This window comes from Paracoccus sp. (in: a-proteobacteria) (assembly GCF_046462195.1).
GTDB lineage: Bacteria > Pseudomonadota > Alphaproteobacteria > Rhodobacterales > Rhodobacteraceae > Paracoccus.
Window position 1 is genome coordinate 1 of the sequence record NZ_JBKGUN010000209.1, and the last position, 17331, is coordinate 17331.

At 67.1% G+C, this 17331-nt stretch carries 15 protein-coding genes; 11 read left to right on the plus strand and 4 right to left on the minus strand.

Annotated elements, in window-relative coordinates; genetic code table 11:
* Positions 1–34 precede the first annotated feature (34 nt).
* From ACLHHB_RS12835 to glmM, 7 genes are all read left to right on the plus strand, one after another.
* Complete coding sequence (locus tag ACLHHB_RS12835) at positions 35–541, plus strand: peptidylprolyl isomerase (RefSeq protein ID WP_410218685.1); 507 nt, start codon at positions 35–37, stop codon at positions 539–541.
* The gene (locus ACLHHB_RS12840) at positions 534–1187 is read left to right on the plus strand and encodes a peptidylprolyl isomerase (protein WP_410218673.1); all 654 of its coding nucleotides are present in this window, start codon (positions 534–536) and stop codon (positions 1185–1187) included. The genes ACLHHB_RS12835 and ACLHHB_RS12840 overlap by 8 nt, the downstream gene beginning before the upstream one ends.
* A gap of 88 nt (positions 1188–1275) precedes the next feature.
* A complete protein-coding gene (locus ACLHHB_RS12845; protein ID WP_410218674.1) occupies positions 1276–3837 on the plus strand; it encodes a putative PEP-binding protein in 2562 nt (853 codons plus the stop codon).
* Positions 3838–4083: 246 nt separating this feature from the next.
* Positions 4084–4734 carry a cell wall hydrolase gene (locus ACLHHB_RS12850; RefSeq protein WP_410218675.1) on the plus strand — a complete coding sequence of 217 codons (651 nt, stop codon included), beginning with the start codon at positions 4084–4086 and terminating at the stop codon, positions 4732–4734.
* Positions 4735–4782: 48 nt separating this feature from the next.
* Positions 4783–5568, plus strand: coding sequence for a dihydroneopterin aldolase (locus ACLHHB_RS12855; protein WP_410218676.1), 786 nt, complete (start codon positions 4783–4785; stop codon positions 5566–5568).
* 13 nt (positions 5569–5581) lie between these two features.
* Positions 5582–6553, plus strand: a complete 972-nt coding sequence (folP, locus tag ACLHHB_RS12860) for a dihydropteroate synthase (RefSeq protein ID WP_410218677.1) — start codon at positions 5582–5584, stop codon at positions 6551–6553.
* A 6-nt stretch (positions 6554–6559) separates the two neighbouring features.
* The gene (gene glmM / locus ACLHHB_RS12865; protein ID WP_410218678.1) at positions 6560–7903 is read left to right on the plus strand and encodes a phosphoglucosamine mutase; all 1344 of its coding nucleotides are present in this window, start codon (positions 6560–6562) and stop codon (positions 7901–7903) included.
* A 64-nt stretch (positions 7904–7967) separates the two neighbouring features.
* Here glmM and ACLHHB_RS12870 read toward each other — a convergent pair whose 3' ends face one another.
* Positions 7968–9098: an FAD-dependent oxidoreductase gene (locus tag ACLHHB_RS12870; protein WP_410218679.1), complete on the minus strand. Its 1131-nt coding sequence runs from the start codon at positions 9096–9098 to the stop codon at positions 7968–7970.
* Between the two features lie 105 nt (positions 9099–9203).
* The gene (gene dksA, locus ACLHHB_RS12875; RefSeq protein WP_111298853.1) at positions 9204–9626 is read right to left on the minus strand and encodes an RNA polymerase-binding protein DksA; all 423 of its coding nucleotides are present in this window, start codon (positions 9624–9626) and stop codon (positions 9204–9206) included.
* Positions 9627–9797: 171 nt separating this feature from the next.
* Between dksA and ACLHHB_RS12880 the strand changes: the two genes are divergently transcribed.
* Positions 9798–10640, plus strand: coding sequence for an AAA family ATPase (locus ACLHHB_RS12880; RefSeq protein WP_410218680.1), 843 nt, complete (start codon positions 9798–9800; stop codon positions 10638–10640).
* 27 nt (positions 10641–10667) lie between these two features.
* Here the strand turns inward: ACLHHB_RS12880 and ACLHHB_RS12885 are convergent, their stop codons facing one another.
* Positions 10668–11612, minus strand: a complete 945-nt coding sequence (locus ACLHHB_RS12885; RefSeq protein WP_410218681.1) for an SIMPL domain-containing protein — start codon at positions 11610–11612, stop codon at positions 10668–10670.
* A gap of 199 nt (positions 11613–11811) precedes the next feature.
* On the opposite strand from ACLHHB_RS12885, the gene ACLHHB_RS12890 reads away from it, so the two are divergent.
* The gene (locus ACLHHB_RS12890; protein ID WP_410218682.1) at positions 11812–14955 is read left to right on the plus strand and encodes a hypothetical protein; all 3144 of its coding nucleotides are present in this window, start codon (positions 11812–11814) and stop codon (positions 14953–14955) included.
* Between the two features lie 9 nt (positions 14956–14964).
* Here the strand turns inward: ACLHHB_RS12890 and ACLHHB_RS12895 are convergent, their stop codons facing one another.
* Positions 14965–15984 (minus strand): TraB/GumN family protein, encoded by a 1020-nt coding sequence (locus ACLHHB_RS12895; protein ID WP_410218683.1) that lies wholly within the window; start codon positions 15982–15984, stop codon positions 14965–14967.
* 193 nt (positions 15985–16177) lie between these two features.
* Here ACLHHB_RS12895 and ACLHHB_RS12900 point away from each other — a divergent pair, with 193 nt between their 5' ends.
* On the plus strand, positions 16178–16465 hold the full coding sequence (locus tag ACLHHB_RS12900) for a co-chaperone GroES (protein WP_410218686.1): 288 nt from the start codon (positions 16178–16180) through the stop codon (positions 16463–16465).
* A gap of 45 nt (positions 16466–16510) precedes the next feature.
* A partial coding sequence (groEL, locus tag ACLHHB_RS12905) for a chaperonin GroEL (protein WP_410218684.1) occupies positions 16511–17331 on the plus strand: 821 nt, incomplete at its 3' end.

A 17331-nucleotide genomic window follows, 5' to 3' on the forward strand; every position in this document is an offset into this window, starting at 1 on the left:
AGATCAGGGGTCGAACAAGCCACAGGAGGGCCAGATGGCCGAGATCAAGGACCCGGAAAACACCATCATCGTCGAGCTGAAGGACGGCCGCGTCGTCATCGAGCTGCTGCCCGACGTTGCCCCCAAGCATGCCGAGCGGATGAAAGAACTGGCCCGCGCCGGCGCGTATGACAACGTGGCCTTCCACCGCGTCATCGAAGGTTTCATGGCGCAGACCGGCGACGTGGCCCATGCCAACATGGAAAAAGGCTATAACGCGGGCCGTGCCGGCACGGGCGGATCAGACATGCCGGACCTGCCGGCGGAATTCTCCAAGCTGCCCCATGACCGCGGCACCCTGGGTGCGGCGCGCTCGCAGAACCCCAACAGCGCCAACAGCCAGTTCTTCATCAACTTTGGCGACAACCATTTCCTGAACGGTCAATATACGGTCTATGGCCGCGTGATCGAGGGGATGGAGCATGTGGACAAGATCCAGCGCGGCGAGCCGCCTGCGAACCCGGACCGCATGATCTCGGTCAAGGTGGCTGCCGATGCGTAAGATCGCCCTGATCCCCGCCATCCTGGCCCTGGGCACCGGTGCGGCCCTTGCACAGGTCGCCAACCCGCAGGTCGAGGATACCGATGGCCCGAACATGGTCATCGAGGTGGCCGATGCCGAAGGCAATTCCAAGGGCACGATCGTGCTGGACCTGCGCGAGGACCTGGCGCCCAACCACGTGGCCCGTTTGGTCGAACTGACCGCACAGGGCGCGTACAACGGCGTCGTCTTTCACCGCGTGATCGAGGGCTTCATGGCCCAGACGGGCGATGTCGAGCATGGCCGCCAGGATGGCGACACCGCCATGGCCGGCATGGGCGGTTCCGACCTGCCCGACCTGGAGGCCGAGTTCAGCGACACGACCTTTGACCGCGGCACCGTCGGCATGGCCCGTGCCATGGACCCCAACAGCGCCAACAGCCAGTTCTTCATCGATCTGGCGCCCGCACCCTTTCTTGACGGCGAATACACCGTCGTGGGTCAGCTGATCGAAGGTTGGGACGTTCTGGACGGCATCAAGAAGGGCGATGCCGCAGCCAATGGCTCGGTTGCCGAACCCGACTACATGCTGAACGTCACCATTGCGGCCCCGGGCGATGCCCCGGCCGGAACGCCCGAAGGCGAGGCCGCGGGCGACGACGCCTGAGCCTGCGACAGTCGGACAGGATCAAGGGGGCTGCGGCCCCCTTTTTCACCCTTGCGAGGCGACGCGTGCGCGATCATGCTCTCGCCTCATGAACGCACATGATTTCTCGGAAGCGACCGAGATCACCCCTTCGGGTCCAATCGACCGCGCCAGCCATGGCTGGCGGGCCAAATGCCTGCAACGCCTGATCCGGATGCAGTTGCCGGTGCCGCGCAGCTTTGCCATTTCCGCCGACACCGTTCGCATGATCGCGCAAGGCCGCAACATGCGCCCCGAGGCGCTCCATTCGGTCTTTGCCCGGACCGGGCTGGTCAGCGTGCGTCCTTCGGCCGTGATGCCCGACTGGGGCGGTCCGGGAACGGTTCTGAACGTGGGCATCAACGATGCGCTGCACGACCGGCTGACCGGCATCGTGGGACGCGGCAATGCCGATGCAGTCTATCTGTCCTTTGTGCAAAGCTATGCGATCCACATTGCCCGGCTGGATCCCGACATGTTCACGCAGGACGGACCCGACGCACTGGCCCAAGCCTTGCGCTGTTACCGCGACGAGATGGACGAGGATTTTCCCCAGGACCCGGCGGTGCAGTTGTCGGAAGTGTTGCGCAGCATGGCGCGTGCCTGGGACGGGCCGACGGCGCGGCTGTTGCGCCAGGCCAAGGGGGCCCCTGCCGATGCCCCCCTGGGACTGGTCGTGCAGGACATGGCTCTGGCGCTGGGTCCCGGATTGTGCGGATCGGGAACAATCCAGTTCATCGACCCGGTGACCGGGTCCCCCCGCGTCACGGGCCGGTTCCGTGGCCAGCGCCATGGCGCCGCCGTGGGCGCCGGGGCCGAGACGCTGTTCCTGACCCGGGACGAGCGCGGCCCTTCCTTGGAAGACACCGCGCCCGAGATCTTTGCCGATCTGGTCCGCTTTGGCATCGCCGCCCGGGAGCGCCTGCGCGAGGAAATGCAGATCGAGTTCGTGGTGACCGACGGCCGCATCTCGATCATCGACGCGGTCCGGGTGGCGCGCAGTTCGCGCGCAAGCGTGCGCATCGCCGTCAGCCTGGCACGCGACGGCGTCATTCCCCACGAGGAAGCGCTGATGCGGGTCGAGCCCCGCGCCCTGGCTGACCTGTTGCATCACCAGGTCGATCCCCGTGCGCCTCGCAACGTGATCGCACGCGGCATCGATGCCAGCCCCGGAGCCGCCACGGGCCGCATCGTCTTTTCGTCGGCCGCCGCCCAGGCCAGCCATTCGCGGGACGAGCCCTGCATCCTGGTGCGCCGGGAAACGGCGCCCGAGGATATTCGCGGCATGCATGCCTCGGTCGGGGTGCTGACCGAGCGGGGCGGGACCAGCAGCCATGCGGCGGTGATCGCGCGCGGTCTAGGTCTGCCCTGCATCGTGGGCGCCAACGGCATCGGCATCGATGCCCGCGCGCGCACTCTGCGCGTGGGCGATATCCTTCTGCATGAAGGGGACGAGATCACCATCGACGGCAGTTCGGGCGAGGTGCTGGCCGGTGCCGCGGCGCTGCTGCCGCCGGCGCTGGACGACGCCTTCACGCAGCTGATGGACTGGGCCGCCGCGGCGGGCGGGCTGGGGATCCGCGCCAATGCCGACACGCCCGAGGATGCGCTGGCGGCCCGCCGTTTTCAGGCGCAGGGCATCGGCCTGTGCCGGACCGAGCACATGTTCTTTGACGACGAGCGCCTGCCGGCCATGCGCGAGATGATCTTTGCCGACCGCCCCGAAGACCGGCGCCTGTCGCTTGAACGCATCCTGCCGATGCAGCGCACCGACTTTACCCGCCTGTTCGAGATCATGGCGGGCCTGCCCGTCACGATCCGCCTGTTCGACCCCCCCTTGCACGAATTCCTGCCCCATGACCGCGACGGGTTGCGGGAACTGGCCTCGTCGCTGGACCTGCCGCTTTCGGATGTGACCCGCCGCGTGGAGGCCTTGAGCGAGTTCAACCCGATGCTGGGCATGCGCGGGGTGCGGCTGGGAATCACTGTCCCCGAGATCTATGACATGCAGGCCCGCGCCATCTTCGAGGCGACGGTCGATGCCAGCCACAAGGGCGACCCCGTGGTGCCCGAGATCATGATCCCCCTGGTCAGCGCCATGCGCGAGGTGGAACTGGTCAAGAACCGCATCGACTCGGTCGCGGCCGCCGTCCGGAACGAGCGCCGGGTCGATTTCACCTATCGGCTGGGGGTCATGGTGGAAACGCCGCGCGCGGCCTTGCGGGCGGGCGACATCGCGGCCCATTCCGCCTTTCTGTCCTTTGGCACGAACGACCTGACGCAGATGACCTATGGCCTGTCTCGCGACGACGCGGGACGGTTCATGGGCACCTATGTGGGTCAGGGCGTTTATGCGGAAGACCCGTTTCACGTCCTGGACCAGGACGGAGTGGGCGAACTGGTGCTGATCGGCGTCCAGCGGGCACGGGAACAGTTTCCGGGCATCACCATCAGCGTTTGCGGCGAGCATGGCGGCAATCCCGAATCCATCGCCTTCTGCCATGCGGCGGGCGTGGATTACGTGTCCTGCTCTCCGTTCCGCGTTCCGGTCGCCCGGCTGGCCGCCGCGCAATCCGCGATCCTGGGCAGACGCGCCAGCCACTGCATTGATTCCGCAACTGTAAGTTGTTGATTTTCGATCCATTGTGGTTCGCCCTATGGGCGAGTTGCGCCGATTCACGCCGGAATGCGCCGGGACGTGCGGCAAGTTCCTGCCCAAATTGACACGAAACGGCCCGGTTCCGTCCCTCACACGGATGTGGGATAGCCAGCGCTTTGGTTAAAAATCTAAGCACATCGTCAGCCCGCGCAGCCACGATCCGATCCCGGTCTGCGCTTCTTAACGCCCGCTCAATGCGTGGCCTGTATAGGACTGACTATGCCCAAGCTGATCAACCGGCTGGCGCACGCTTGTCTTTGTGCCGCCACTGCCCTGCCCCTTTTGACCGTCAGCGCCGCCGCAGGGGGAAGTGGTTCCCTCTTCACGTCGGAAGCGTCGATGTTCGGTGCACTTGAGGCTGCAGCACGGACGCCGGGTCTTTCGCCGCTTCTATACACGGACCCGCGGCCTGCGAAAGTGGAAAGCAAGCCGAAAGAGCCTGTTGAACAGCTGCACCTGGCCAGCACGCGGTCCGGCTATTCCAAGGCCGATGTCGACTGCATGGCCGAGGCACTCTATCACGAGGCACGGGGCGAAGGAACGCAAGGCCAGCTTGCCGTGGCCGAGGTGATTCTGAACCGCGTGGACAGCGGCCGCTTTCCGTCCACCGTTTGCGGCGTCATCAACCAGCCCAGCCAGTTCAGCTATACGATCGGCGGGGCCAAGCCGATCCGGAACAAGGCCGCCTATCTGCGCGCCCGTGACATCGCCCAGAACGCCCTTGCCGGCGCGCCGCGCCAATTGACCGGCGGCGCCACCTATTTCCACACACCGGCCGTTCGGCCCGCATGGTCGCGGCGCTTCGAGCGGACGGTCCAGATCGGCCGCCACATCTTCTATCGTACCCAGCAGCGCATCGCATCGAACTGAGGCGGTCCGGCCCTTGCCCATCGCGCGGTTTTGCTGTGAAAGGTGGGCATGGAACATCCTGACCGCATCTTTCTGCGCGACCACGTCCTGACGACCGAGATCGGCGCCTTTCAGTCCGAACGCGGCGTCGACCAGCGCCTGCGCTTCAACCTGACCGTCGATCTGCGCGATGCAGTCTCCGGCGCCGGCGATCACGTTGATCACATCCTGTCCTATGATGTGCTGACGCAGGCCGTGGACACGGCCCTGGCCGACCAGCGCTACAACCTTGTCGAGACGTTGGCCGAACGCATTGCGGCCGAAGTGTTGGCTCATCCCCGCGCCGCGCGGATCGAGGTCATTGTCGAAAAGCTGGACCGCGGACCCGGAGCGCTTGGCGTTTCGATCATCCGTCACCAGGGCCGGGTCGAGGCGACCGGTATCTGCATGGAATGCGGCGTGCGCATCCATGACGCCCACATGCCGGTCCCGCAAGGGGCCGTCGTGATCGTGCCGGCCTCGCCCGCCTCGCTTCGCGCTCAAGGTCGCCATGCAAGGCGGATCACGCTTCTGGCGCTGGACCAGGCGGCCTGGGCACTGGCGGATCAGCTGAACCTCGAGGTTGCGGCAACGCGCACCGAACTGGACGCCGCGATGCAGATGCGGACGCCGGTGGTCTGGGCACCGGCCGGTCTGGCCGCCGATGCCCCCGAGGCCGGCGAAACGCCCGAAACGCTTGGCCTCTGGATGGCCACCCGGCTGGGGGCAAGGTGGCTCGAACTGCCGCATGCGCCCGCGGATCCCCTGCCCCCGCTGCCCGAAGGACTGACGCTGGTCCTGCCGGACGCTGTGTGATTTCCGCTTTGTGATGCGCGTTTATTACCGCCCCATCCCCCAGGCACAGGGCGCGCGCTGGTCTCTGGCAGGCGGCTGGACGGGTTTTTCCCTGCTCGAGCGGCTGGAGCGCGGCCGTCCCGCCGAAATCGTGGACAGCGCCCCGGACGAGGTGATCGCGGCATTGACCGCACCCCGCCCTGGCCTCCTGGGCCTGACCCTGGACCGGCCGCGGCTGATGGGCATCGTGAACGCGACACCCGACAGCTTTTCCGACGGCGGTCATTATGATCCGGTCCGGCAGGCGCAGGCGCTGGTCGATCAGGGCGCCGACATCCTGGACATCGGGGGCGAATCGACCCGTCCCGGCGCGGCCGAGATCGAGGCGCAGCAAGAGATCGGGCGCATCCTGCCGCCCATCCGCGCCGCAGCGGGCCTTGCGCCCGTTTCCGTCGACACGCGCAAGGCCGTGGTGGCGCAGGCCGCGCTGGGGGCCGGGGCCGCCATGGTCAATGACGTGTCGGGCTTTGACTTCGATCCGCGTCTGGCAGGCGTAGTTGCGGGAACAGGGGTGCCGGTCTGCCTGATGCACGCCCAAGGACTGCCGCGGACGATGCAGGACGACCCACGCTATGACGACGTGTTGCTTGACGTTTACGACGCACTGGAGGCGCGTGTGGCGCGGGCGCGCAAGGCTGGCGTTTCGGCCGACAGGATCATCATCGATCCGGGTATCGGTTTCGGCAAGACGCAGGCGCATAATCTGGCCATCCTGCGACGCATCTCGCTTTATCATGGACTGGGATACCCGATTCTCCTGGGCCTCTCGCGCAAGCGCTTCATCGGCGATATCGGCGGTGCCGCCACCCCTGCGGGACGGGCGGCGGGCACGCTGGCGCTGACGATCGCCGCCGTGGCCCAGGGAGTCCAGATCCACCGCGTCCATGATGTCGCGGATCATGCACAAGGGCTGCGCCTGATCGCGGCCCTTCAAGAACAAGGATAACGGGACATGAGCAGAAAGCTTTTCGGCACCGACGGCGTCCGCGGGCGCGCGAATACCCATCCGATGACGGCCGAGATGGCGCTGCGCCTTGGCGCCGCCGCGGGCCGCTATTTTCGTCGCGACGGCCGGAACCGGCACCGGGTGGTGATCGGCAAGGATACCCGCCTGTCAGGTTACATGCTTGAAAACGCCCTGACGGCGGGGCTGACCAGCACGGGCATGAACGTGCTGCTGCTGGGGCCGGTGCCGACGCCGGCGGTGGGCTTTCTGACGCGGTCCATGCGAGCGGATCTGGGCATCATGATCTCGGCCAGCCACAATCCGGCCGAGGACAACGGGATCAAGTTCTTTGGCCCCGACGGTTTCAAGCTGTCGGATGAAGCCGAAGCCGAGATCGAGGCGATCGTGGCCGGCGAGATCGAGCCCGCGCAACCCGACAACATCGGCCGGGCGCGCCGGATCGAGGACGGGCGCGGCCGATACATGGAATATGCCAAGACGACCCTGCCGGCGGGACTGCGTCTGGACGGGCTGAGGGTCGTTCTGGACTGCGCCAACGGAGCCGCCTATCGCGCCGCCCCCGAGGTGCTGTGGGAGCTGGGCGCCGATGTGATCCCCCTGGGCGTGGATCCCGACGGTTCCAATATCAATGCAGGCGTCGGCAGCACTCATCCGGAAGCCTGCGCACGGGCCGTGCGCGACAGCGGGGCCGATCTGGGGATCAGCCTGGACGGGGACGCCGACCGCGTCGTGATCGTCGACCAGACGGGGCGCGTGGCGGATGGCGACCAGATCATGGCGCTGCTGGCCGGACGTTGGGCCAAGCAGGGCCGCCTTGCAGGCGGTGCCCTGGTGGCCACGGTCATGTCGAACCTGGGGCTGGAGCATTTCCTGACCGGACGCGGCCTGCGCCTCGAAAGAACGCAGGTGGGCGACCGTTACGTGGTCGAGCGGATGCGCGCCGGCGGCTTCAACCTGGGGGGCGAACAATCGGGGCATATCGTGATGACCGATTACGCCACGACCGGAGACGGACTGGTGGCTGCGATGCAGGTCCTGGCCGCGATGGCCGAAACCGGCCAGCAGGCCAGCGAACTGGTGTCGCAGTTCCATCCTGTGCCGCAACTGCTCAAGAACGTGCGCTTTGCCGCGGGCGCCGATCCCCTGGCAGCCGATCCGGTACGCCGCGTGATTGCCGATGCCGAGGCACGGCTGGCAGGGCACGGCCGGGTCCTGATCCGCAAATCCGGAACCGAGCCGCTGATTCGGGTGATGGCCGAGGCCGAGGACGAAATCGTGCTGCGTCAGGTGGTCGACGACATCGTCGGCGCGGTCGAGGCCGCGGCCTGATGGGCACCTCCCGCGACAACGGGGACCGTCATTCCCCTCTTGTCGCGGGATCGAACATGCCCTGTCAGGGATGATCCCCGACGGGATCAAAGTCGTACAGCCAGTCAAAGCGGCCGGGCATCAGCGACGGCGCGAGGCGTCCCGACAGGCGCAGGATGGCATGTGCCGCCGCGCGCTTTGGTCCCGACAGGTGATAGTTCCGCGCGTTGGCATTCGCCGTCTCGACGATGCGCTGGCATCGGGGCTGGCGAAGCTGCTGGTATCGGACCAGCGCGCGCGCCTGGTCGGCCTCCGCATCAAGACAGGACGCCAGGACCCATGCATCCTCCACCGCCATTCCCGCCCCCTGGGCCAGAAAGGGAAGCGTCGGATGCGCCGCGTCGCCCAGGATAACCCTGCGACCGTCCTGCCAGGTCGCGGCCACCTGGTGACGGAACAGGCCCCACAGGTGCACGTGCCGGACCCGTGACAGCCATTCCGGAACGGTGCCTCCGAAACCGGCAAAGGCCGCCCGCAACTGGTCCGGATCACCCGGATGCGCCCAGCCCTCGTCCTGCCAGTCACGCCTTTCCTCGACCGCCACGATGTTGCGCAGGCCATGGGCCAAGGGATAGCTGACGAGATGCCGTCCTGGCCCCATATGAACCTGCGCCTCAGGCACGGCGGGACCCGGGTCGTCGATAATGGCGCGCCAGGCGGTTTGTCCGGTAAAGAACGGCACCTCGCGTCCGTTCAGGGCGCGGCGCACCTGACTGTGAAGCCCGTCTGCGCCGATCAGCAGGTCGGCCTGCGGCAGGTCGCCGACCTCTTGACCCAGGGACAGCGTGACCCCCGCGGCCTTGGCAGCCGAGGCAAGGATGTCGATCACCCGGGCGCGGTGGATCAGCAGGAACAGCGCATTGGGCCGATGCGCGATCAGGTCCATCCGCAGGACCGTGTCGCCAGTGGCATTCCTCAGATGCACCGCCCTGTTGCGCAAACTGTGCGCCGCCAGCGCATCCGTCAGGCCAAGCGCGTCCAGAACCCGGAAGGCATTGGCCGAAAGCTGGAGGCCAGCCCCTACCTCGGTCAGTGCAGGTGCGCGTTCCAGAACCGTGACCTGCGCCCCGCGCCGCGCCAAGGCCAGCGCCGCCGTCAGCCCACCGATCCCTGCACCCACGACCACGACGGTCCGGCCTTGCAGAAAGCCGGTCATGACCTGTCCTGCCGGTACAGCGGTTTCAGCATGTCTCCGGCCAAAAACCACATCCTGTTCCGGAACCGGACCGGAGGAAACGGTGCGCGCCCTTGCATGGGCCTGTCAGTCGTCGCGGTGAACGCGTTCCTTGCGCTCGTGACGTTCCTGCGCTTCCAGCGTCATGGTGGCGATGGGGCGGGCGTCGAGGCGGCGCAGGCTGATCGGCTCTCCGGTCATCTCGCAATAACCGTATTCGCCGGTCTCGATGCGGCGCAGGGCGGCATCGATCTTGCTGACCAGCTTGCGCTGGCGGTCGCGGGTGCGCAATTCGAGGGCGCGGTCCGTTTCCTCGCTGGCGCGATCGGCCAGGTCGGGAACGCTGCGGGCACTGTCCTGCAGGCCTTCCAGCGTTTCGGCCGACTGGTCCAGCAATTCCTGCTTCCAGGCCTCCAGCTTCCGGCGGAAGTATTCGAGCTGACGCTCGTTCATGAAGGGCTCGTCCTCGGCGGGACGATAATCCTGGGGAAGGAAGGTCTGGGCTTTCATACGTCCTCCGGCGGCGCCGGGCGGAGCAAATTTACCGGCACCTGCGCGTCCCCATAAAGTATGGCCGCCGTCTTGTCACTAGGCTTGAAGGGGCTAATTGTGCGTAATCTGCAACTCGGTGCAGCCATTCAACAGCCCGCGCCAAGCAGTTCACGCAAAAGGAGAGTTTGGATGCAATTCACCGGGACCGACCGCTATGTGGCGCCGCCTGACTTGGCCTTGGCGGTCGATGCCGCCGTCACGCTGGAACGCCCGCTGCTGGTCAAGGGAGAGCCCGGCACCGGCAAGACCGAGCTGGCGCGGCAGGTCGCGGCGAGCCTGGAAATGCCGATCATCGAATGGCATGTGAAATCCACCACCAAGGCGCAGCAGGGGCTTTACGAATATGACGCCGTCAGCCGGTTGCGCGACAGCCAGCTGGGGGACGCGCGGGTCCATGATGTCGCGAACTATATCCGCAAGGGCAAGCTGTGGCAGGCTTTCGAGGCGCCCGCCAAGGTGGTCCTGCTGATCGACGAGGTGGACAAGGCCGATATCGAGTTTCCCAACGACCTGCTGCAGGAACTGGACCGGATGGAGTTCCACGTCTACGAAACGGGCCAAACCATCCGTGCCGCCCACCGGCCGGTGGTCATCATCACCTCCAACAACGAAAAGGAACTGCCGGACGCGTTCCTGCGCCGTTGCTTCTTCCACTATATCCGCTTTCCGGACGCCCCGACGCTGAAGGCCATCGTCGAGGTGCATTACCCTGGCGTGAAGCCCCGCCTGCTGGAAACCGCACTGGCGCAGTTCATGGATCTGCGCGACGCGCCGGGGCTGAAGAAGAAGCCTTCGACCAGTGAATTCCTGGACTGGCTCAAGCTGATCCTGGCCGAGGATCTGGGTCCCGAGGATCTGGCCCGCGATCCCGCCACGATGCTGCCCCGCCTGCATGGCGCGCTGCTGAAGAACGAGCAGGATGTGGCGCTGTTCGAGAAACTGGCCTTCATGGCGCGACGTCAGGGGCGTTGAAGGGGGACCCGGAGGCCCCCCATCGGCTCAGTTGGCGGGGGTTTCCGGCAGCGGCTCGACGATGCCGGGAACGATGGGCTCGTCCGGAGCCGGGGCACCGGCATCAGGCAGCGGCGGGATGACATCGGGCGCGTCTTCGGGCACCGGGGGATGATCGCCCTGATCCATGTTGTGTCCCATGCCGTGCCCTTTGCCATGCCCGCCCCGGTGCATCGGCATGGACGCGCAGGCGCCATCTCCCGTCAGGGCATATTCGATCTCGACCTGCGCCGACATGTCCATCTGGCCGGGCTGGACGGGAACCGCATCGGCCATCGAGGCCTCCATCCGCATCATCGGGCGCGGCCCGCCGTTGCCGGTCGCCTGATCGCGCAGGGTCAGGACCGAGCCAAGCGTCAGACCGGCCGCCTGGGCCAGCACCTCGGCCTTGCGGCGGGCGTCGGCGACCGCGTCGCGGCGCGCGCTGTCCAAGGCCTCTGCCCCGTCCTCGCGGGTAAAGGTGATGCCGTTGATCTCGTTCGCGCCGGCCGCGACGATGGCGTCCAGAACCTCGCCCAGCCGCTCCAGTTGGGATACGCGAACGGTCACGATGTTGCTGGCCTGATAACCGGTGACTTCGGGCGCCTGCCCGTCGCCATAGCGCATCAGCGGATTGAGGTTCAGGCCCGCGGTCTGGATCTGCGCCTCGTCGATACCCGCCCCTGTCAGGGCCTCGATCACGGCACGCTGTTGTTCCGAATTCCGCGTCATCGCGTCGGCGGCGCTTTCGGCCTGGGTGGTCACGCCCAGCTGGACCGTTGCCAGATCCGGCGCGACGCGTGACTGTCCCTCGCCCGTGACGGTCAGGCGCGAAGGACCGTTCATGGGGCCGCAGAATTGGGGTGCTGCCAGTGCGGGACCGGCGACCAGCGCCGCGACCGCACCCGACAGCAGGATCCGCCGGGTCTTTCTGGGGAAAAAGAACGATGTCATGGGTGATCCTTTCTGATCGCGCTCATTGTTCAAGTGATGCCTTGCCGCAAGGCACGATCCTAGCCCCGACCGCGTCGAAAGCGATCACAGATGTGCCAGTTCTTCTTTCAACAGTCCACAATTTGCGGTAGTGGTGGGTAAGGTCAACGACACCATGCGCATTGATCGCATGGTGCAAATCGAGCAGCGAACCACATATATGAACAAGCACGTCGCGCCCCCTGAATTCGCCATGAGCTTCACACAGGAAGCCGTGCAACTGGAACGCCGGGACGGGTTGGCATGGCAACCCCTCGGGCAGGCCCGCTTCGCCGGCGGCGATCTGGCAGGGGTGCTGAACGCCCTGCGGGACAAGGCCGGCGGCCAGACGGGCGAACTGGACACGGTTCTGGTCATTCCCGACGACCAGATCCTCTACACCACGCTGACGGTTCCTTTCGGCGCGGATACGGCCACAACCATTGCGCGTGCACTGGAATCGGTTACCCCCTACCGGGCCGAGGATCTGGTCTTTGATTGGTGCCCTTCCGCCAATGGCGAAATCGAGACGCTGCGCGTGGCTGCCGTCGCCCGCCGAACCCTGGATGAGGCTGAGGACTTCGCCCGCGCCCAGGGCTTTCGTCCGTCCGGCTTTCAGGCGCGGCCGGACGACGGGCGCTTCGACGGACAGCCGGATTTCGGCACGTCCCGCCTGGTGCAGGAGGAATACAACCGCCGCCCCTTCAGCGGCCCCGACCTGATGCAGGCGCGCATTACCGCCCCCATGATCGAGGCGGCGCCGGAAGCGGTCCGCCCCGCCGCCGCCAAGGCCGTGGCTGTTCCGACCGTGATCTCGCGCGTGACGCCCCATGTCGTGCCGGCCGCTGCCGGAACCATGCCCGCAGCGGCCGCATCGGAGCAGGCAACAGCCGGCGAGGATGCGCCCGCCGCCACGGATCAGTCGCCACGCACGGGAACAGCCGTCATCCGTCACGGACAGGCGGCACCTCTGGCCGCCACCCGTTTGTCGGCGCGGGCGGAAGCCGTGCGCAACCGTGCCGCGGCCGCCCGTGCGCATCCTGCGGATGATCCTGATGACGACGATGCCGGCACGACCGGTCTGGCCGGGCGTTTGGGCCAGCTGGACCCGGCGCGCCTGCCCGTACTGATCGGGATCCTGGCACTGGGGCTGGTCTTGGCCTTCCTGTTCCTGGGCAACCCGTCGGGACCCGGCGAGGCCCCGGTGACGGCGCAGAACCCCGAAACCCTCGCGCCTGTCCCCGAGCCCGAGGCACAGCAAACCGCAGCGATCAAGGCAGAGCCTGTTCAGAACGTGGCACCACAGGTGTCCCAGCAGACGGCCCCCGCCGCCGTGACGCCCACGCCGGATGTGTCTGCACCGAACCCTGCGACATCAACCGAACCTGTACCCGCCGAGCAGGCCCCCGTCGCGGCAGCCGAAGCTCCGACCGATGCGGATGACGCGCTGACGCGCGCCCTGGCCGAAGCCATTGCCGCCCCCGAACCCGCCGCGACACAGCCGCAGCCTGTATCGGACGAGCAGGTCGCACCGGCGCAACTGATCGCAACGGCCTCGCAAACGGCGGCAAGCGCTGCCGGGATTGACACCGCCACGGTTGCCGAACAGGCACCCGTCCCCGCGCCAGCCACGCCGACCGAAACGGCGCCTGCCGAGGCTGCGGCACCGCGGCTGGCGGAACCGGCGGCACCCCCGCCTGCGGCTCCGCGTGCGGCCCAGCCTTCGGCCGCGGCCTCCGCACCGCCGCCTGCACCCGCTGCCAATGCGGCACCGGCACCTGCAAGCCCGGCAGTTCGGCCAGTCCGCCCGCCGCGGGCAACCCCTGCCGCAGCGGCTGCCCCTGCCGCGCCCGACAGCCGGCCCGTTGTGCCGGGCAACCCGGCCCCCGCGAACCGGGCGGCGTTGCCTCAGCCGGCCGCCGTTCCCGCCAGTCGTCCTCCTGCGCGCCCGGCCGCACGTCCCGTGGCAGCCACTGCGCCTGCTCCGGCGGCGCCTGTTGCGGCTGCACCCGCTGCAAGTGCACCCGCCGCGGCTGCCCCGGCCGCAACACGCCCGCAGGCGGCGCAGCGCCCGCCCAGCCCCAACCGCTCCGCCCCGGCAACGGCTCCGGCCACCGCCACCCCGGCGCCTGCCCCTGCCCCCGTGCCTGCAGCCACGGCGGGCAGCAACCGCCCGCCCCAGCGCCCCGCGAACCTGTCCTTGCTGGAGGAAGGCAGCCTCAGCGAAGCCTCGCTTCCCCACGTCCTGACGCAGGGCGAAAAGGCGTTGATCCGGCAACAGCTTCGCGACCTGCGGACGGCGCAGGCCGGGGCCGCGGGCCTGACCGAGGCCGAGCGTGGGCTGGTGTTCCAGATCGCCGATGCGCGTCCGACGCGCAAACCCGTTGCCGTCCGTGCGCCTTCGCAAAAGGCCGTGACCAGTGCCATCGGCAGCGCGCGCCCGGAAGCGCGCGGCACGACCTCTGAAAGGCCTGCAGCCACCACCGCCGCGCCGGTGGAGGGCCGCATGGCCCGTTCGGCCCGCCCCAGTGCCCGCCCGGGATCACGTCCGGCCGCGCCCGCAGGACGCGGCAGCTTGTCGGCCGGTGCGGTCGAGCGAGCCATTGCCAGCGCCATCGAGAACAGCCCCGCCGCGCCGGGTGCCGTTCCCTTGACGGCGCTAACCTCCTCGGCCCTGCCGCCGCGCCGCGTGGCGGGCGCCGCCAGCACGGTTGCCGCTGCGGCAGGCGCAAGCGCCAATGCCATGATCGCATCGGCAGCCCCGGTTGCTGCGGCGATCTCGCCTTCGGCTGCCGACCTGCGTGCGGCCGCCGAAGCCCAGGCGTCCGCAGCCGCACAGGCAGCCCAGGACGAACAGCGTCGCCAGGATGCCGAACTGCAGGCCCAAGCCGAGGCGCGCGCCCGTTCGCAGGCCGCCGCCGACGCCCGCGCCGAGGCGCAGGCCCGTGCCCAGGCCGAAGCTCGCGCTCGCGCGCAGGCCGAGGCCGAGGCACGCACCGCAGCGGCCCGCAACCAGCGCTATCAGCCCCCGGAAATCGACCAGGAGCCCGAAGTCGTCGCCGCGGTCCCTCAGAACGCCGTTGGCAATGCCGCAGCCAGCGCAACGGTCAAGGACGGGATCCAGCTGAAAAGCACCCAGATCATCGGGACGATCGGTGCGGGCCAGGCCAGCCGGGCGCTTGTGCGCCTGTCGAACGGCCGCGTGCTGACCCTCCGCATCGGCGACAAGATCAATGGCGGCACGATCAGCGCCATTGGCGACAGCCGCATCACCTATCAGAAGGCCGGCCGCGCCCATGCCCTTGGCGTGCTGAACGGTCAGTAAAACCTGCGGTCAGCCGTCCAGTCGACGGACATCGAAGCCTTCTTCGCGCAGCAGGTTCAGAACCCCCGCTTCGCCCGGAAGATGCAGCGCCCCAAAGGCTGCCACGATTCCCTTGCCCTCTGCCGCAGCCGCTTCGGCACCTTCGGTCAACGGTTCGATCCAGTCGCGATTGCGGTCATCCATCAGCCGGGTTTGTGCAAAGACCATCTGGCGGTCCACCTCGTCACGCGACAAGCCCGAACTTTTATAAGCCTCGAAGCGTCCAAACTCCCAGATCTTCCACACATCCCCCTCGAAATAGGTTTCGGTCAGCGTGACTGCATAATCGTCGGCATGGGCCGCCGAGGGCAGCGAAGCGCGGATCATGTCCAGTTCCTCCTCGGGCGACAGTCCTTGGAACAAGCCAAAGACGGTGTCCCAAGGCTCCAGCGCCCGGACCGGAACATCGCCCTGCTGAGCCTCGGACACCAGCAGGTGATCAAGCCCCCCCGCTTCCGCCCCTTCATCGGTCATCACGCTCATCATGCAGGGCGAGATGCCCAGCAGCATCGACACATACCAGGGCCGTAGCCGCGAGGTCATGACCGCCGGCATGCCCCGGTCCGCCATCGCCTTGGACAAGGCCTGCCATTCATCTTCGGACAACCGCTCGGGCAGCGTCGGCCCGGTCGGATCGACCATCAGGGTCGGATCCTCGGTCAGGGCGCGGGTCAGCCTTGCCTCTTCGTCGGGACCGGCCTCGACGTAGAGGGCTGCGGCATCCGCGAGTGCGGGCTGAAGACGGCTGACCATGGCCTGATGGCGCGCATCGGCGAAATGATACGTCCCAACCAGAGTGATCCGCTGATCGTCGCGCACGGCCTCGTAAAGGATGCCCTTGCGGAAGGGCACATCCGCCACGGCGGCCTCGATGGCGGCAGCACGCTCGGGGGGCATCGTCCGGAAAAGGTTCTCTCCCTCGCACTGATCGGCAAGCGCCACAGTGGTCGTCGCGGCAAGGACAAGGGCGGCAATGGCGCCATGGCGCATCGGGCATCTTCCTGTTCTGATCATGCCGCCGAAGGTGCCACGGATTGCCGGCAAGGGCCAGCCGCCGCCATCGCTTCGATCGCGAAACCCGTTGACAGGGCCGCCTGATTTTCATAAATCACCGTCATTGGCACTCGCATCCGGTGAGTGCCAACAGGCAACACTGCAACCTGAAACATCGGAGTGTTCTACAATGGCATTCAAACCGCTGCATGACCGCGTGCTGGTCCGCCGCGTCCAGGGCGAAGAAAAGACCAAGGGCGGTCTGATCATCCCCGACAACGCCAAGGAAAAGCCTGCCGAAGGCGAGATCATCTCGGTCGGCGATGGCGCACGCAAGGACTCGGGCGAGCTGATTGCACCCTCGGTGAAGGCAGGCGACCGCGTCCTGTTCGGCAAGTGGTCGGGCACCGAGGTCACGGTCGACGGCGAAGAGCTGCTGATCATGAAGGAAAGCGACATCCTGGGCGTGATCAACTGATCACCCGCCTGTTGCTTCCGTTCCCCAGAAATTCAGGAGATTCTCATGGCTGCTAAAGAAGTCAAGTTCAGCACCGACGCACGCGACCGGATGCTGCGCGGCGTCAACATCCTGGCCGACGCCGTCAAGGTCACCCTGGGCCCCAAGGGCCGCAATGTCGTCATCGACAAATCCTTCGGCGCACCGCGCATCACCAAGGACGGTGTGTCGGTTGCCAAGGAAATCGAACTGTCCGACAAGTTCGAGAACATGGGCGCCCAGATGGTCCGCGAAGTCGCTTCGCGCACCAATGACGAGGCCGGCGACGGCACCACCACCGCGACGGTTCTGGCCCAGGCCATCGTCAAGGAAGGCATGAAGGCGGTCGCCGCCGGCATGAACCCGATGGATCTGAAGCGCGGCATCGATCAGGCCACCCTGAAGGTCGTCGAGGCCATCAAGGCCGCCGCCCGTCCTGTCAACGACAGCGACGAAGTGGCTCAGGTCGGCACCATCTCGGCCAACGGCGAAGCCAATATCGGCCGCTTCATCGCCGACGCGATGCAGAAGGTCGGCAACGAAGGTGTCATCACCGTCGAAGAGAACAAGGGGATGGAGACCGAGGTCGAAGTCGTCGAAGGCATGCAGTTCGACCGCGGCTACCTGTCGCCCTATTTCGTGACCAACCCGGACAAGATGCTGGCCGAGCTGGAAGATGCCTATATCCTGCTGCACGAGAAGAAGCTGTCGTCGCTGCAGCCGATGGTTCCGCTGCTGGAAGCCGTGATCCAGTCGGGCAAGCCGCTGATCATCGTGGCCGAGGACGTCGAAGGCGAGGCTCTGGCCACGCTGGTCGTCAACAAGCTGCGCGGCGGCCTGAAGATCGC

Coding starts and splice junctions, on each gene's coding strand:
- ACLHHB_RS12835 (WP_410218685.1), top strand. CDS start 35: ATGGCCGAGATCAAGGACCCGGAAAACACCATCATCGTCGAGCTGAAG.
- ACLHHB_RS12840 (WP_410218673.1), top strand. CDS start 534: ATGCGTAAGATCGCCCTGATCCCCGCCATCCTGGCCCTGGGCACCGGT.
- ACLHHB_RS12845 (WP_410218674.1), top strand. CDS start 1,276: ATGAACGCACATGATTTCTCGGAAGCGACCGAGATCACCCCTTCGGGT.
- ACLHHB_RS12850 (WP_410218675.1), top strand. CDS start 4,084: ATGCCCAAGCTGATCAACCGGCTGGCGCACGCTTGTCTTTGTGCCGCC.
- ACLHHB_RS12855 (WP_410218676.1), top strand. CDS start 4,783: ATGGAACATCCTGACCGCATCTTTCTGCGCGACCACGTCCTGACGACC.
- folP (WP_410218677.1), top strand. CDS start 5,582: ATGCGCGTTTATTACCGCCCCATCCCCCAGGCACAGGGCGCGCGCTGG.
- glmM (WP_410218678.1), top strand. CDS start 6,560: ATGAGCAGAAAGCTTTTCGGCACCGACGGCGTCCGCGGGCGCGCGAAT.
- ACLHHB_RS12870 (WP_410218679.1), bottom strand. CDS start 9,098: ATGACCGGCTTTCTGCAAGGCCGGACCGTCGTGGTCGTGGGTGCAGGG.
- dksA (WP_111298853.1), bottom strand. CDS start 9,626: ATGAAAGCCCAGACCTTCCTTCCCCAGGATTATCGTCCCGCCGAGGAC.
- ACLHHB_RS12880 (WP_410218680.1), top strand. CDS start 9,798: ATGCAATTCACCGGGACCGACCGCTATGTGGCGCCGCCTGACTTGGCC.
- ACLHHB_RS12885 (WP_410218681.1), bottom strand. CDS start 11,612: ATGACATCGTTCTTTTTCCCCAGAAAGACCCGGCGGATCCTGCTGTCG.
- ACLHHB_RS12890 (WP_410218682.1), top strand. CDS start 11,812: ATGAACAAGCACGTCGCGCCCCCTGAATTCGCCATGAGCTTCACACAG.
- ACLHHB_RS12895 (WP_410218683.1), bottom strand. CDS start 15,984: ATGCGCCATGGCGCCATTGCCGCCCTTGTCCTTGCCGCGACGACCACT.
- ACLHHB_RS12900 (WP_410218686.1), top strand. CDS start 16,178: ATGGCATTCAAACCGCTGCATGACCGCGTGCTGGTCCGCCGCGTCCAG.